Origin of the sequence: Gluconacetobacter diazotrophicus PA1 5 (assembly GCF_000021325.1) — a bacterium.
Taxonomy (GTDB): domain Bacteria; phylum Pseudomonadota; class Alphaproteobacteria; order Acetobacterales; family Acetobacteraceae; genus Gluconacetobacter; species Gluconacetobacter diazotrophicus.
Genome location: NC_011365.1, coordinates 1,466,762 through 1,480,487 on the forward strand (window position 1 = coordinate 1,466,762; position 13,726 = coordinate 1,480,487).

General features: G+C 68.0%; 12 protein-coding genes and 3 tRNA genes. 6 read left to right on the forward strand and 9 right to left on the reverse strand.

The annotated features are described in order from the left end of the window. Positions 1–10: 10 nt before the first annotated feature. The 4 genes from GDIA_RS06545 to GDIA_RS06560 all read right to left on the reverse strand — a co-directional run bounded on the left by GDIA_RS06545 (position 11) and on the right by GDIA_RS06560 (position 4,347). Positions 11–892, reverse strand: coding sequence for a F0F1 ATP synthase subunit gamma (locus GDIA_RS06545; RefSeq protein WP_012223289.1), 882 nt, complete (start codon positions 890–892; stop codon positions 11–13). A gap of 16 nt (positions 893–908) precedes the next feature. After that, on the reverse strand, positions 909–2,447 hold the full coding sequence (gene atpA / locus GDIA_RS06550) for a F0F1 ATP synthase subunit alpha (RefSeq protein ID WP_012553707.1): 1,539 nt from the start codon (positions 2,445–2,447) through the stop codon (positions 909–911). Continuing rightward, a complete protein-coding gene (gene atpH / locus GDIA_RS06555; protein WP_012223285.1) occupies positions 2,447–3,043 on the reverse strand; it encodes an ATP synthase F1 subunit delta in 597 nt (198 codons plus the stop codon). The genes atpA and atpH overlap by 1 nt, the downstream gene beginning before the upstream one ends. A 224-nt stretch (positions 3,044–3,267) precedes the next feature. Then, the gene (locus GDIA_RS06560; RefSeq protein ID WP_012553708.1) at positions 3,268–4,347 is read right to left on the reverse strand and encodes a LacI family DNA-binding transcriptional regulator; all 1,080 of its coding nucleotides are present in this window, start codon (positions 4,345–4,347) and stop codon (positions 3,268–3,270) included. 235 nt (positions 4,348–4,582) lie between these two features. On the opposite strand from GDIA_RS06560, the gene GDIA_RS06565 reads away from it, so the two are divergent. Continuing rightward, the gene (locus GDIA_RS06565) at positions 4,583–5,368 is read left to right on the forward strand and encodes an SDR family oxidoreductase (protein WP_012223281.1); all 786 of its coding nucleotides are present in this window, start codon (positions 4,583–4,585) and stop codon (positions 5,366–5,368) included. Here GDIA_RS06565 and GDIA_RS06570 read toward each other — a convergent pair. Then, complete coding sequence (locus GDIA_RS06570) at positions 5,335–6,861, reverse strand: MFS transporter (protein ID WP_012553709.1); 1,527 nt, start codon at positions 6,859–6,861, stop codon at positions 5,335–5,337. The two genes, GDIA_RS06565 and GDIA_RS06570, sit on opposite strands and share 34 nt — an antisense overlap. A gap of 138 nt (positions 6,862–6,999) precedes the next feature. Further along, a tRNA-Gly gene (locus tag GDIA_RS06575) sits at positions 7,000–7,073 on the reverse strand. A 225-nt stretch (positions 7,074–7,298) separates the two neighbouring features. Here GDIA_RS06575 and GDIA_RS06580 point away from each other — a divergent pair. From GDIA_RS06580 to nusG, 3 genes are all read left to right on the forward strand, one after another. After that, positions 7,299–7,375, forward strand: a tRNA-Trp gene (locus tag GDIA_RS06580). Positions 7,376–7,501: 126 nt separating this feature from the next. Further along, complete coding sequence (secE, locus tag GDIA_RS06585; RefSeq protein ID WP_041249264.1) at positions 7,502–7,696, forward strand: preprotein translocase subunit SecE; 195 nt, start codon at positions 7,502–7,504, stop codon at positions 7,694–7,696. A gap of 10 nt (positions 7,697–7,706) precedes the next feature. Next, a complete protein-coding gene (gene nusG / locus GDIA_RS06590; RefSeq protein WP_012223275.1) occupies positions 7,707–8,237 on the forward strand; it encodes a transcription termination/antitermination protein NusG in 531 nt (176 codons plus the stop codon). 99 nt (positions 8,238–8,336) lie between these two features. On the opposite strand, the gene GDIA_RS06595 is transcribed toward nusG, so the two are convergent. Genes GDIA_RS06595 through GDIA_RS06605 form a run of 3 tightly spaced genes read right to left on the reverse strand, consistent with a single transcriptional unit; the run spans position 8,337 to position 12,112 of the window. Continuing rightward, positions 8,337–8,990: a PqiC family protein gene (locus GDIA_RS06595; protein ID WP_012553711.1), complete on the reverse strand. Its 654-nt coding sequence runs from the start codon at positions 8,988–8,990 to the stop codon at positions 8,337–8,339. 3 nt (positions 8,991–8,993) lie between these two features. Then, entirely contained in the window at positions 8,994–10,679 is a 1,686-nt protein-coding gene (locus tag GDIA_RS06600) for a PqiB family protein (RefSeq protein ID WP_012223268.1), read from the reverse strand. Continuing rightward, a complete protein-coding gene (locus tag GDIA_RS06605; RefSeq protein ID WP_173363365.1) occupies positions 10,676–12,112 on the reverse strand; it encodes a paraquat-inducible protein A in 1,437 nt (478 codons plus the stop codon). The genes GDIA_RS06600 and GDIA_RS06605 overlap by 4 nt, the downstream gene beginning before the upstream one ends. A 124-nt stretch (positions 12,113–12,236) precedes the next feature. Here GDIA_RS06605 and GDIA_RS06610 point away from each other — a divergent pair. Together GDIA_RS06610 and GDIA_RS06615 are read left to right on the forward strand one after the other, a co-directional pair. Further along, positions 12,237–12,311 (forward strand) — tRNA-Thr (locus tag GDIA_RS06610). A 154-nt stretch (positions 12,312–12,465) separates the two neighbouring features. Further along, a complete protein-coding gene (locus GDIA_RS06615; protein WP_012223266.1) occupies positions 12,466–13,725 on the forward strand; it encodes an MFS transporter in 1,260 nt (419 codons plus the stop codon). Position 13,726 lies beyond the last annotated feature (1 nt).

Consider the following 13,726-nt stretch of genomic DNA (forward strand, 5'->3'; position numbering starts at 1 on the left):
CGGATCAAATTCAGACGGCCTGGGCGCCCGAAATGATCTCGATCAGTTCGTTGGTGATGTTGGTCTGGCGGGTACGGTTGTAGGTCAGGGTCAGCCGGTCGATGGCCTTGCCCGCGTTGCGCGTCGCGTTGTCCATGGCCGTCATGCGCGCGCCCTGTTCGCCCGCGGCGCTTTCCAGCATGGTCGCGTAAAGCTGGACCTGCAGATTGCGCGGCAACAGGCTGGACAGCAACTGCTCCTCGCCCGGTTCGAATTCGTAGCTGGCACGCTCGCCCGAGGCAACCGTGTCGTTCGCCGGCACGGCCAGCGGAATCAGCTGCATCTCGGTCGGCGTCTGCGACATGACGTTGTTGAAGCGGTTATAGACCACCGTGCAGACGTCGAATTCGCCCTTTTCCAGCATAGCGGTCAGCCGTTCGCCCAGTTCGGCCGCCGCCGAGAACGGAACCTCCTTGCCGCCCGACCCGTGGACATGATCCACGATCAGGTCGGAGAATTCCCGCATCAGGAATTCGTACCCCTTGCGGCCGGTGGGCAGCAGGCGAATCGTCTTGCCCTCGGCCTGCAGGCGGCGGATCAGGTCGCGCGTCGTGCGGTTGATGTTGGCGTTGAATGCGCCGGCCAGTCCACGGTCGCTGGTCATTGGGATCAGGAGATGGACCTTGTCCTTCCCCGTCCCGGCCAGAAGCTGCGGCAGGCCGGCTTCATTGCGGACGCTGGCGCCCAGTTCCGCGAGCATCCTGCGCATCGCCGCCGCATAGGGGCGTGCGGCCTCTGCCCGGCCCTGGGCCCGGCGCAGCTTGGCCGCCGCCACCATCTTCATGGCGCTGGTGATCTTCCTCGTCGATTTGACGCTGCCGATCCGCGCGCGAAGGTCCTTGAGGGATGCCATGGGTGCCTGTCCGCCTTCAGCCCGCGAACTGACGGCCGAAGCTCGTCAGGAAGTCGGTCAGGCGCGTGTCATTATCCTTGGTGATCTGCCGCTCAGTGCGGATCGATTCCAGGATTTCCTTGCCGCCGGTGTGCAGTTCGGCCAGCAGCTGGCGCTCGTAGCTGCTCACCTTGTCCACCGGCACCGCGTCAATGAAGCCGCGAGTGCCCGCGAACAGGACGCACACCTGCTCCTCGACCGCGAGGGGCGAGGTTTCGGGCTGCTTCAGCAGTTCGACCAGCCGCGCGCCGCGCGCAAGCTGCTTCTGCGTGGCGGGATCGAGGTCGGACGCGAACTGCGAGAACGCCGCCATTTCGCGGTACTGCGCCAGTTCCAGCTTGATCTTGCCGGCGACCTGCTTCATCGCCTTGATCTGCGCGGCCGAGCCGACGCGCGACACCGAACCGCCGACATTCACCGCCGGGCGGATGCCGCGATAGAACAGGTCGGTTTCCAGGAACACCTGGCCGTCGGTGATCGAGATCACGTTGGTCGGGATATAGGCCGAAACGTCGCCGGCCTGGGTTTCGATGACCGGCAGCGCCGTCAGCGAACCCGCGCCGTATTCATCCGACATCTTCGCCGCGCGTTCCAGCAGGCGGGAATGCAGGTAAAACACATCGCCCGGATAGGCCTCGCGGCCCGGCGGGCGGCGCAGCAGCAGCGACATCTGGCGATAGGCCACGGCCTGCTTGGACAGGTCGTCATACACGATCAGGGCATGCATGCCGTTGTCGCGGAAATATTCGCCCATGGCGCAGGCGGCGTACGGGGCCAGGTACTGCATCGGCGCCGGGTCGGACGCGGTGGCGGCGACGACGATGGAATATTCCATCGCGCCGGTTTCCTCCAGCGTGCGGACCAGCTGGGCCACCGTCGAGCGCTTCTGGCCGATGGCGACATAGATGCAGTACAGCGACTTCTTGTCGTCGCCCAGGGCGTTGACCGACTTCTGCGCGACGATGGTGTCGATCAGGATGGCCGTCTTGCCGGTCTGGCGGTCGCCGATGATCAGTTCGCGCTGGCCGCGTCCGATGGGCACCAGGGCGTCGATCGCCTTGATTCCGGTCTGCATCGGCTCGCCGACCGACTGGCGCGGCATGATGCCGGGCGCCTTGACGTCGGCGCGCTTCATGACGACGTCGCCGACCAGCGGTCCCTTGCCGTCGATCGGGTTGCCCAGGCCGTCGACCACGCGGCCCAGCAGGGCCTTGCCGGTCGGGACCTCGACCACCGCGCCGGTGCGCGAGACGGTGTCGCCTTCGCGCATGTCGGCGTCATCGCCGAAGATCACGACGCCGACATTGTCGTTTTCCAGGTTCAGCGCCATGCCGCGCTGGCCCGATCCCGGGAATTCGACCATTTCGCCGGCCTGCACGTTCTGCAGGCCGTAGACGCGGGCGATGCCGTCGCCGACCGACAGGATCGTGCCCGTCTCGGCAATATCAACCGGCGTGTCGAACGTGGCGATCTGCTGCTTGAGGATATCCGAAATCTCGGCGGGGCGGATTTCCATCACGCGGCTCCCTTCATGGCGTGGTGCAGGCGGGTCAGGCGGGACCGGAGGCTGGTGTCGTACAGGCGCGCGCCGACGCGCACGACCAGGCCGCCCAGCAGCGCCGCATCGACACGCTCCTGAATGTTGACCCTGGAATAGCCGGCCTCGGCGAGGCGGCTTTGAAGCTGGACGCGCTGCAAGTCCGTCAGGGGCTGGGCCGAGACAACTTCAGCCACCTCTTCCCCGCGCTTGGCGGCGGCGATCGCCCGCAGCGCGTCGAGGATGGCCGGCAGCTGGGACAGGCGGCGGTTGCGGGCGATGACGCCCACGAAATGGCGGATGGTTGCGCCGAACCCCTGGGCATCGAGCACCGCCAGCAGCGCGCGGGTGATGTCCTTGATGTCGAGGGTGCGGTCGCTCAGAAGGGCCCGGAAATCGGCGTTGCCGTCGATCAGGCCGCGCAGGGCCTCGGCCTGGGGCAGGACCTCGTTCAGCAGCCACCGGTCGGCGGCCAGTTCATAGAGTGCCGTTGCGTAACGACCCGGAAGGCCATTGGCGACGGAGGCGATCGATATTGTTGTCGTTCCACCCGAAACCACGGTCGGCCTTTCCATCCCAAGATCCTGAACATTATGACGTGCGGCGGCCCCGGAATCGGTCCTGTCCGCCGTTTCATGTCCTGTCCATCGTTGGCGGGGCGTCTAGCATGCCGCCCCGCCCCACGCAACAAGCCTGATGGGACAATGACGCGGTCCCGCGCGCCTGGCAACGCCTTCCGCTCCGCCGTTGGCACCGCCATTGCAGCGGGCGCGCGGGCGCCTGTTCGGCCCGCGGTCCTTCAGGCGGTGATGGACAGCGCGGACGGACGGAAGGCCGTCGTTTCGCGTTCGACCAGCGCCACGCCCAGATCGACGATGCGGGGCACCCCGGGGCGGCCGGCCAGCAGGTCCAGCACCATGCGCCCCGTCCGTTCGCCCATCGCGCGGAAATCGACCGCGACCGTGGTCAGGGCGGGCACCATCTGGCGGCCGACCTCGAACCCGCCGAACCCGATCAGCGATATATCCTGCGGAACGCGCACGCCCCTTCGGTGGCATTCCATCAGCGCGCCGACCCCCACCAGGTCGGACACCGCGAACACCGCCTGCACGTCCGGTTCCCGGTCCAGCAGATGCCCCATGGCCTGCGCGCCATGGGTAAAGGAAATCGGCGGATTGCCCATGCGCAGCACAAGCGCGTCGGACAGTCCGGCCTCACGCAGGGCCTCGGCGAAGCCCGCCAGCCGCTCGCCGCCGCGATGATCGCAGGACAGGCCGTCACCCTCCGCCCCCAGGGCACCGATGCGCGTATGGCCCAGCGCGATCAGGTGGTGCGCGGCCATGCGCCCGGCCTCGCGGTTCGAATAGCCGACCATGCGATGGACCGGCCGGCCGGCCAGGCCCGCCATCTGTACGATGGGAATGGTTTCCGACGCCAGCATGCCCCGTAACGCCGGCCCGCGCGGACCGGCCGGCAGGATCAGGGCCTCCGCCCGGCGGCCCAGCATGTCGCGCACGTGGCGCAGCATTGCGTTTTCGTCATAATCGGTATACCCAATCAGCAATTCGTACCCGTCGCGGCGGATGATGTCCGTCAGCCCCCGCGCCGCATCGGCGAAATTGGTGTTGGTCAGGGTCGGCACCACCAGCCCGACGAAACCGCTGCGGCGGGTCGACAGGGCCTCGGCCGCCCGGTCGGGCACATAGCCCAGGTCGGCAATGGCGCGTTCGATGGCCCGCCGCGTGTCCTCGCGGACCAGGTCCGGCGTCCGCAAGGCGCGGGAGACCGTCATGCGCGACACCCCCGCCCGCGCCGAGACATCCATGATGGTGGGCCGGGCGGCACGCGGCCGTGCCTCGGATATCGCGTGTTCCGGCATCCCCTGCCCTGGCCCTTCCTGCCCCGGCACCTCCGGCCCAGCCGTCGGGCCTGTTCCTGTCGTCCGCCTGCCTGTCATGCCCGTTTCACACCCTTCCCGCTCGCCCCGGGCCCGTCGTTCACGGAAACTTATAGTCCCGCGCCGGCCAAAGCGGCGCCGGAAATATGGACAATGCCGCCATGTTCCTGTCCCGTTGGCCGCTTAATCTCAAGAACAGAAACGGGAATCGTCCATCATGCCTTCCAACCCCCTCTTCGACCTGACCGGACGCCTGGCGCTCGTCACCGGCTCCAGCGGCGGAATCGGCCTGGCAATCGCTGCCGGTCTGGCCGACGCGGGGGCTCATGTGATCCTGAACGGGCGTGACGCCGCCCGGCTGGAGGCCGCCGCCACGCATCTGCGCGACACGGCGCCTGACGGCGCGACGCGCACGATCCTGGCCCGTGCGTTCGACGTGACCGACCGCGCGGCGGTCGAGGACGGGGTGCGGCGGATCGAGGAGGCCGACGGCCCGATCCGCATCCTGGTCAACAATGCCGGCATTCAGCGCCGCGCGCCGCTGGACACGTTTTCGCCCGAGGACTGGTCGGAGCTGATGCGCACGAACCTGGACAGCGTCTTCTTCGTCGGCACGGCGGTGGCCCGGCACATGATCCCGCGCGGCAAGGGCAAGATCATCAATATCGGCAGCGTGCAGTGCGAACTGGCCCGGCCGGGAATCGCCCCCTACACCGCCAGCAAGGGCGCGGTGAAGAACCTGACCAAGGGCATGTGCGCCGACTGGGCCCGGCACGGGCTGCAGATCAACGCCATCGGCCCCGGCTATTTCGAGACGCCGCTGAACCGCGCGCTGGTCGAAGACCCGGACTTCAATGCCTGGCTGCAGAAGCGCACGCCGGCCGGGCGCTGGGGCCGGGTGGAGGAACTGCAGGGCGCGGCGGTCTTCCTGGCGTCCGACGCGTCGTCCTTCGTCAACGGCCAGACGCTTTATGTCGATGGCGGGGTGCTGTCCGTCCTGTAACCGGACGCCTGCGGCCCGTCATCGAACAGCGCGCGGACCGTCTGCGCGCTGCGCCGGGCGCGCGCGCCCGTCGACACCACGCCCAGGCCGGCGATGCCGCAGGCCAGGACGACGATGGTCCACCAGACCCGATGGCTGGCCGCCGGCAGCAGTGCCATGTACGCGACGACGGCGCCCGCTGATGACAGCGGCGCCGGCTGGACCGGGGCGGACATGACCGATGCCGTCATCGCCCCCGATGCCGCGATCCCCAGCAGGGCGCCGATCTGCCGGCTGGTCGAGGCCAGGGCCGCCGCCAGCCCCGCCTGGTCGCGCGGCATGCCCGAAACCGCCGCATTGGTGATCGGCGCGTTGCACAGGCCGAATCCACAGCCGCACAGGCCGTAGGCGGCCAGCAGCACCGCGGGCGGTGTGGTCGCCGTCAGACCGGTCAGCAATATCGCCCCGCCCCCCAGCCCCAGCGCCGACAGCAGCAGCGGCAACCGCGCGCCGTGCGCCCCCACGATGCGGCCCGACAGCGGCGCGCAGGCCATCACCCCCATGGCGAAAGGCAGCGTGTACAGCCCGGCCCGCAGGGCGGACAGGCCGCGCACGTCCTGCAGGTACAGCGTGTTCAGGAACAGGAAGGAACTGAAGATCGCGAAGGCGCAGATCGCGATCAGGATCGCCCCGGTGAACGGCAGGGCACGGAAGAAGCGCAGATCCAGCAGCGGCTGCGCCCGCCGGCGTTCCACCACGACCAGCGCCACCATCCCCATCGCCGCGAGGGCGAGCGTCGCCTGGATGGCCGGGGCGCCCCAGCCGTAGTTGCGGGCTTCGATCAGTGCCGCGGTCGTCGCCGCCAGGACCAGGGCGATCAGCACCTGCGCCGGCACGTCGATCGGCCGTACCCGCGCCGCCCGCGATTCGGGAATGAAGCGCAGGCTGAGGACCATCGCCACCAGTCCGATCGGCAGGTTGACCCAGAACACGGCCCGCCAGCCGGCCAGCGTGGTCAGCACGCCGCCCGCCAGCGGCCCCAGCGCCAGTGCCAGCCCCGACATGCCGCCCCACATGCCGATCGCCCGCGCCCGGGCCACGGGGGTGACGAAGACATTGGCGATGATCGACAGCGCCACGGGATTCAGCATCGCGCCGCCCAGCCCCTGGAACGCGCGCGCCATCACCAGGGCCCGCGCGCTGGGCGCCAGGCCGCACAGCGCCGACCCCAGGCAGAAGATCGCGATTCCCGTGACGAAGACGCGGCGCCGGCCGATCCGGTCGGCCGTCGACCCCGCCAGGACCAGCAGGGTGGCCACGACCAGCGTGTAGGCGTCCACCACCCATTGCAGGGTCGAAAACCGCCCGCCCAGCGCCGCGCGAATCGACGGCAGCGCGACATTGACGATGGTCACGTCCATCATCACCAGCAGCAGGCTGAGGCAACAGGTGGCCAGCACCAGGCCCGGACGAAGATCGGAACGCAGAGCGGGATGGGGGGACAGGTCGGTCATGCCCCGCGACAATAGGAATCCCGCCGTCGGCCGCCCAGTCACGAACAGTCCAGTCACGAGCAGCCCGGTCACGCGGATGCGATCACGCCGGTCCGGAGCCGGATCGAATCGATTTTCTGGAAAAAAGCAGCGGGGAGATGGAGCGGGCGAAGGGAATCGAACCCTCCTCAGAAGCTTGGAAGGCTACTGCATTACCACTATGCTACGCCCGCCCATGGCGACGTTCATAACGCCGAACCCGGCCGCGCGGCAAGTCCCGCCTGCCGGTGTCGTCATGCCGGTTCGCGGGTTCCGGCCCGTCGCGGCAGGGAATTGCATCGGCCCCCCTTGACTTTGCCGCCCGGTCATACTTTTTTCCGCTGCCTGCGCCGGGTTCGCACGGGTGGCCAAGAAACCAGCTTTCCGCTATTTCTTGGTCGGCGCCGAAGGCGGCATGCAGGGGTGTAGCTCAATTGGCTAGAGCGCCGGTCTCCAAAACCGGAGGTTGCGGGTTCGAGACCCTCCACCCCTGCCAGACCGCCCCGGTCGGATCTGTTCCGTCCGGGCAAAGGTGGCGCCCCGACATGCAGTTGAGGTGATTTTCGGCCCCGTCCGCCCTTTCCGGATGGACGGTGGCGTGGTGTTACAAGAAGGGTGTTTCGTGTCGGTCAGTCCCGCGAAATTTGTGCAAGACGTCCGCGCCGAAGCGGGCAAGGTCACATGGCCCACGCGTCGCGCCACGCTGGTGACGACGGGCGCGGTTCTGGCCATGGCCGCCATGACGTCGGTGTTTTTCTTTGTCGTCGACCAGATCATCGGCCTGGGCGTACGGGAACTCTTTGGGCTTGGAGGCTGAGGGCCGGACCATGGCAAAACGTTGGTACGTCGTTCACGTCTATTCAGGCTTCGAAAAGAAGATCGCCCAGCACATCAAGGAGCAGGCCGCGCAGAAGGGCCTGTCCGACCATTTTGGTGACGTGCTGGTTCCTTCCGAGGAAGTGGTCGAGGTCCGGCGCGGCCAGAAGGTCAGCGCCGAGCGGAAGTTCTTCCCCGGCTACGTCCTGGTCAACATGGAGCTGACCGACGAGGCCTGGCATCTGGTCAAGGATACGCCGAAGGTGACCGGCTTCCTGGGCAGCAAGACCCGTCCCTCGCCGATTTCCGGCGCCGAGGCCGACCGGATCATGAAGCAGGCGCAGGAAGGCGTGGAACGCCCCCGCCCCTCCATCACCTTCGAGATCGGCGAGCAGGTCCGCGTGTCCGATGGGCCGTTCACCTCGTTCAACGGCACGATCGAGGAAGTGGACGAGGACAAGGCGCGCCTCAAGGTCAGCGTCTCGATCTTCGGTCGCTCGACGCCGGTGGACCTGGAATACAGCCAGGTCGAGAAGCTCTGATCCACCGCGAATCGGGATTGGAAACGAAGCAGGGCGCCGCAAGGCGCCCTTTTTCGTGGTGAACGTTCAAAGGGGGCCGGGCAGTGCCCGGCCATGTCGTCAGGCCGGCGGGGGCACGGGCCCCAGCACGCGCAACTGCGCCGCCGCCTGGTCGGCCACCTGACCCAGCAGGGTACTGAGCGCCGCCACCAGGCTGCCCGTATCCGATCCCTGTGGCGACAGGGCGAGCGCCAGCACGCTGGATGCCGCCCCACCCTCTCCCGCACCGCCTGTACCGACCCGATGGACCGCCAGGCTGCCGCCCAGCACCGCCTGACCGGCGGCGTCACGGGCAAAGCGCGTCACCGTCAGTTCGACGGCGGCCTGCGCCGGCGCCGCCACGGCATCGTTCTGGGCGAAGACCGTGCTGCCGGGCAGGCGCTGCTGCAGATCGGCGGTCAGGACATGGGCGATCATGCCAGGCAGCGATTCGCTCCACGCCGCGCCGTCGGCCAGGCGCACGCGGTAATCGCCATCGCTCCGCACGATCCGGTCACGATCCAGCGATACGGCCACGTTGGGGGTCCGGACCTCGATCACCATCGGGGCGCCGCCCTGCGCCGCGCCGGGCCATGGGGCGAGCGCATAGAACGCGGGGTCCGACGAACAGGCGCCCAGCGGCCCGGCGGCCGCCACCGTCAACAGGCCCAGCCCGCCCCGGAGGAGTCCCCGGCGCGAGGCAGCAGGCTTGGGTGCGTGTCCTGGCAGGCTCATCAACTAGCGTCCCGTAATCAGCGCCGAAGGATGGCGATTGAGGAAATCGGTCAGGAAGCGCAGCGACCGCGCCGCCTCGTTCAACTGCACCACCATCTGCTGCAGGTCCCGATGGAAGTCCGTGTCGCCGCCATAGCTGGCCATCAGCACGTTCGCGTTCTTCAGCGTGCCGTCCAACTGCTTGCTCATCTGCGGCAGGCGCTGGAACAGCGGATGCATTCCGCTGCGCGCATCGCCGGCCAGGCCCTGGATGCTGTGCAGCGAATCGCGCAGCGCCACGATCGCCTGGCGCACCTCGGGGCTGTTGATCCGTGCGTCGGAATGCGCCAGCAGGTTGTTCAGGTTCACGCCGACCTGGGTCAGCGGCATCGCGGCGATCTTGTCCGCGACAGTGGACAGCGAATCCATGATGCCGCTGATCCCGCCCGCCTTGTTGGGGATGATCAGGGTCGTGCCCTCGGCCTGCACCATGGCCGGGGTCGCGTTCTTGACGAAATTCAGGCCGATCACCGATTCGCCGGTCAGCAGGCTGGCCGTATCGACCGAGGCCCGCAGCCCGTTATCGACCAGCGCCTGCACGGTGGCGGCCATCGTGTCGTGATGGATCTGGTCGGTCGGCAGAATCCGTTCGGGCTGGATTTCCATGCCCACCCGCACCCGGGCCGTCCCGGCCTTCTGGTCCAGGTCCAGCTTCACGCTGGTCACGGTGCCGACCTGGATGCCGAACATCGTGACCTGCGCCCCGACCGCCAGGCCGGACACCGAATTGGTCAGGTAGGTCGCCAGGGACAGCCGTTCGCGATAGCCGGCATTGTCCGCCGCTTCCTGGCTTTCATAGAGACGGAAGACCGAATTCCGGGGCGCCGAGGGCACCGGCTGGTCGACCCGCTGCGGCGCCAGGCCGAACGCGACGCCGCCCGAGAACAGGGCCTGGATCGATTGCAGCTTGACCTTCAGGCCGCCGGCCCCGAAGCCGACCTGCACGCCCGACACGTTCCAGAAGCGCGTATCGGTCCGCAGGTAGCTGTCATAGGGCGCGCGGATGAAGACCTGGATCAGGATCGGTCCCACGCCGCCCGGCGGCATGGTGTATCCCAGCACCTCGCCCACATCGATATCGCGGAAGAAGACCGGCGCGCCCTGCCCGATCGAGCCCAGGGACGGGCTGATGAGCGTGTAAGTGTTGCCCGGCTGGTCGGACCTCAGGCCCGGCGGGGATTCCAGCCCGTTGAACCGCGTCGTGGCCTTGCCGCCGGGCGTTCCCGGGTCCATCGCGATATAGGCGCCGGTCATCAGCGTCTCCAGCCCCGTGACGCTGGCGCCGTTCAGGCGCGGCCGCACCACCCAGAACCGGGCGTGGTCGGTCAGCATGGGGTCGGACTTGGCGCTCATGCGCACGCGCACCTCGACATGGCGCATGTCGGGGGTCAGCGCCACGTCCTGGACCGTGCCCAGCGGCACCGCCTTGTTCTTGACCTGGGTCTGGCCGCTGGTCAGTCCGTCGGCGGTATCGAAGGTGATGGTGATTTCCGGCCCGCGGCCCATGAAGCCGCGCCAGCCCAGATAGCCGGCGATGCCCAGCGCCACGATGGGCACCAGCCAGACGATCGAAAAGCGGTATTTCCGTGCCGAAGCCTCGGGCGGGGCGGAAGACCGGCCACCGGGACAATCTTGGGGGTCGTCTGTCACGCCTGCCTTGGCTCCATGCTGTCAGGTCCCGCCGCATGCCGCGGACGGGCCGCGCTGACGGCGGCCGGTCCCACGTCGTCGGGGGACGGTCCATTCAATCCGGCGGCATCCCACATGACCCTGGGGTCGAAGCTCCAGGCCGCGAACAGGGTCAGGACGACCACGGCGGCGAAGGACACCATTCCGGCATTCGCGGTGACGTTGGCCAGGGAATTGAACCGGACCACCGCCACCAGGATCGATACCATGAATACGTCAATCATTGACCAGCGGCCGATGATATCGACGATACGAAACAGACGGGTACGCTGGACCAGGGCGAAGGACGTGCCGCGCCAGGTACACCCCACCATCCAGCTCAGGCTGATAATCTTGAGCATCGGCACCACGATGCTGGCGAAGAACACCAGCAGCGACAGCGGGATCATGCCGTCCTGCCACAGTTCGATCGCGCCCTCGATGATGGTATGGCCACCCCCGCCGCCAATCTTGAAGAAGGTCATGACCGGGTAGAGATTGGCCGGGAAATAGAAGGTGATGGCCGAGATCAGGAAGGCCGTCGTCCGCGCCAGTGTTTCGGGCGACCGGCGCCAGACCCGATGGTCGCAGCGCGGGCACACGCCGACGCAGCACAGGTTGCTGACCGGCAGGCTGAGTTCCCCCACCAGCCCGCAGGCCGGACAGGCCACCAGGTGATCGGCGGGCGGCATGGGAATGTCTTCGATGCGGCAATGATCGACCTCGACCCGCCGTCCGTTCTCCATCCGCGTGACGGAATCGACGCGCCGGTGCCGCCAGATCCGTTCGGTATCCAGGGTCGAATCGCTGGCCGCCATGGTCAGCATCAGGGCGGAGATCAGGTAGACGGCCGGTCCGACATCGACATGGGCCAGGTCGGTCAGCTTGGTATAGGCGACGAAGATGCCCAGGACATAGACCTCGATCATCGACCAGGGCCGCAGCTTTTCGTACCAGATCAGCAGGTGCGGCGCCCAGTCGGGCATCTGCCGGCGGCTGGCGGCATACAGGATGGCGAACATCATCCCGATGACCACGGCCGGCGCCGCGATCGTCACCAGCCCGACCAGCACCCCGGCCTCGCCCCATCCCTCGTGCAGCAGTTCCATCGGCCCGGTGACCAGGCTGACCGTGCGCTCGCGCCCATAGACGTTCAGGGTCATCAGCGAGGACAGCAGCGCCGCCAGGTACAGGGCGCAGGAACTGATGCAGAAGGCCAGCGGGGTCTGCAGGGGCGACGTACGCCGCCGCCATTCCAGCGTCTGCCCGCACCGCGCGCACTCGGCCAGTTGCCCGGCCTGCAGGCTTGGCATGCACTGGAAAAGGCCGCACCCACGACATTCGACCAGCCCGCTGATCGTGCGGACATGGCGCAGGTCCGCCGCCCGACGCGGCCAGCGGGCCCGACGGATCATGCGTGAGGTCCGGCCAGAGATCGTCTCGCTCATTGGCAGGCAATATAAATCAAATTCGGGCCAGAGATAGTCATTCAGCATATTGCAGCCATGACGCGGGTCGGATATAGGCCTCCGCAGGCATGCCGACATAGCTCAGGGGTAGAGCAACTGATTCGTAATCAGTAGGTCCTCGGTTCAATTCCGAGTGTCGGCACCATTCTTTCCGACAATTCAATGTGTTATGATGGCATGCCGGTCATCGCCGCCGGGTCGTGCCCCCGGTCTGACGTCCCGGCGGACATCCATGGGACAGCGGTCCCGCGTCCATGACCGGACCCGCGCCCGGTGATCGGGGGCGTGCGGAGGACCTGATGCCTGCCCTGTTCCGATCACTCAGCATTTACAATTACCGGGTCTGGGCCGCCGGCGCGCTGGTGTCCAACGTGGGCACCTGGATGCAGCGGACCGCGCAGGACTGGCTGGTCCTGACCGAACTGACCCACCACAACGCGACGGCGGTCGGGATCGTCATGGCGCTTCAGTTCGGGCCGCTGGCGCTGCTGCTGCCGCTCAGCGGCTATGCGGCCGATCGCCTGGACCGCCGCCGGCTGCTGATCGCGACCCAGGCGGCGATGGGGGTGCTGGCCCTGGTCCTGGGCGGCCTGACCATATGCGGGCTGGTGCGGCTGTGGCAGGTCTATGGCTTCGCCCTGGCGCTGGGCTGCGTCACCGCGTTCGATTCTCCGGCGCGCCAGACCTTCGTCGCCGAACTGGTCGGCGAGGCCGACCTGGCCAATGCCGTGGCGCTGAATTCCACTTCGTTCAACGCCGCGCGGATGATCGGGCCGGCGATGGCCGGGGTGCTGATCGCCCTGGTGGGCTCGGGCTGGGTCTTCCTGATCAATGCCGCGTCGTTCGTCGCCGTACTGGGCGCGCTGGCGGCGCTGCGGGTGGGCGCGCTGCACCGCCGCGACCGGGGGACGGGGAAACCGGGCGGGCTGACCGATGGATTTCGCTATGTCCACGGGCGGCCCGACCTGCGGGCGGTGCTGCTGATGCTGTTCCTGATCGGCACGTTCGGGCTGAATTTCCCCATCTTCATCTCCACCATGTCGGTCAGCGTCTTTCATGGCGGAGCGGGGCAGTACGGCACGCTGTCGTCGGCCATGGCGCTGGGGTCGGTCACCGGCGCGCTGCTGGCCGCGCGACGGGCGAAGCCGCAGGTGACATTGCTGCTGGGGGGCGCCGCGCTGTTCGGCACCGCGTGCGCGCTGGCCGCGATCATGCCCGGCCCCATCCCGTTCGGGCTGGTCCTGATCCTGGTCGGGCTGGCGGCGCAGACCTTCACCACATCGACCAACGCGCTGGTCCAGTTATCGACCGCGCCGCACATGCGCGGGCGCGTGATCGCGATCCAGCTGGCCATCGCCCTGGGCAGCACGCCCATCGGCGCCCCGATCGTCGGCTGGGTGGCCGACCGGTTCGGCCCGCGTTGGGCGCTGGGCGTGGGGGCCGCCGGCGGCCTGGGCGCGGCGCTGGTGGGCGTTGCCTATCTGCTGCGGTACGCCCGGCTGCGTATCCGGAGCGAGAACGGACGGATGCGCGTCCTTATGGACGAAGGGACCGGCTGAC

What these genes read in the sequence shown, in the direction of transcription:
- GDIA_RS06545 (WP_012223289.1), bottom strand. Translation starts at nt 892, where the DNA reads ATGGCATCCCTCAAGGACCTTCGCGCGCGGATCGGCAGCGTCAAATCG.
- atpA (WP_012553707.1), bottom strand. Translation starts at nt 2,447, where the DNA reads ATGGAAATCCGCCCCGCCGAGATTTCGGATATCCTCAAGCAGCAGATC.
- atpH (WP_012223285.1), bottom strand. Translation starts at nt 3,043, where the DNA reads ATGGAAAGGCCGACCGTGGTTTCGGGTGGAACGACAACAATATCGATC.
- GDIA_RS06560 (WP_012553708.1), bottom strand. Translation starts at nt 4,347, where the DNA reads ATGCCGGAACACGCGATATCCGAGGCACGGCCGCGTGCCGCCCGGCCC.
- GDIA_RS06565 (WP_012223281.1), top strand. Translation starts at nt 4,583, where the DNA reads ATGCCTTCCAACCCCCTCTTCGACCTGACCGGACGCCTGGCGCTCGTC.
- GDIA_RS06570 (WP_012553709.1), bottom strand. Translation starts at nt 6,861, where the DNA reads ATGACCGACCTGTCCCCCCATCCCGCTCTGCGTTCCGATCTTCGTCCG.
- nusG (WP_012223275.1), top strand. Translation starts at nt 7,707, where the DNA reads ATGGCAAAACGTTGGTACGTCGTTCACGTCTATTCAGGCTTCGAAAAG.
- GDIA_RS06595 (WP_012553711.1), bottom strand. Translation starts at nt 8,990, where the DNA reads ATGAGCCTGCCAGGACACGCACCCAAGCCTGCTGCCTCGCGCCGGGGA.
- GDIA_RS06605 (WP_173363365.1), bottom strand. Translation starts at nt 12,112, where the DNA reads ATGATCCGTCGGGCCCGCTGGCCGCGTCGGGCGGCGGACCTGCGCCAT.
- GDIA_RS06615 (WP_012223266.1), top strand. Translation starts at nt 12,466, where the DNA reads ATGCCTGCCCTGTTCCGATCACTCAGCATTTACAATTACCGGGTCTGG.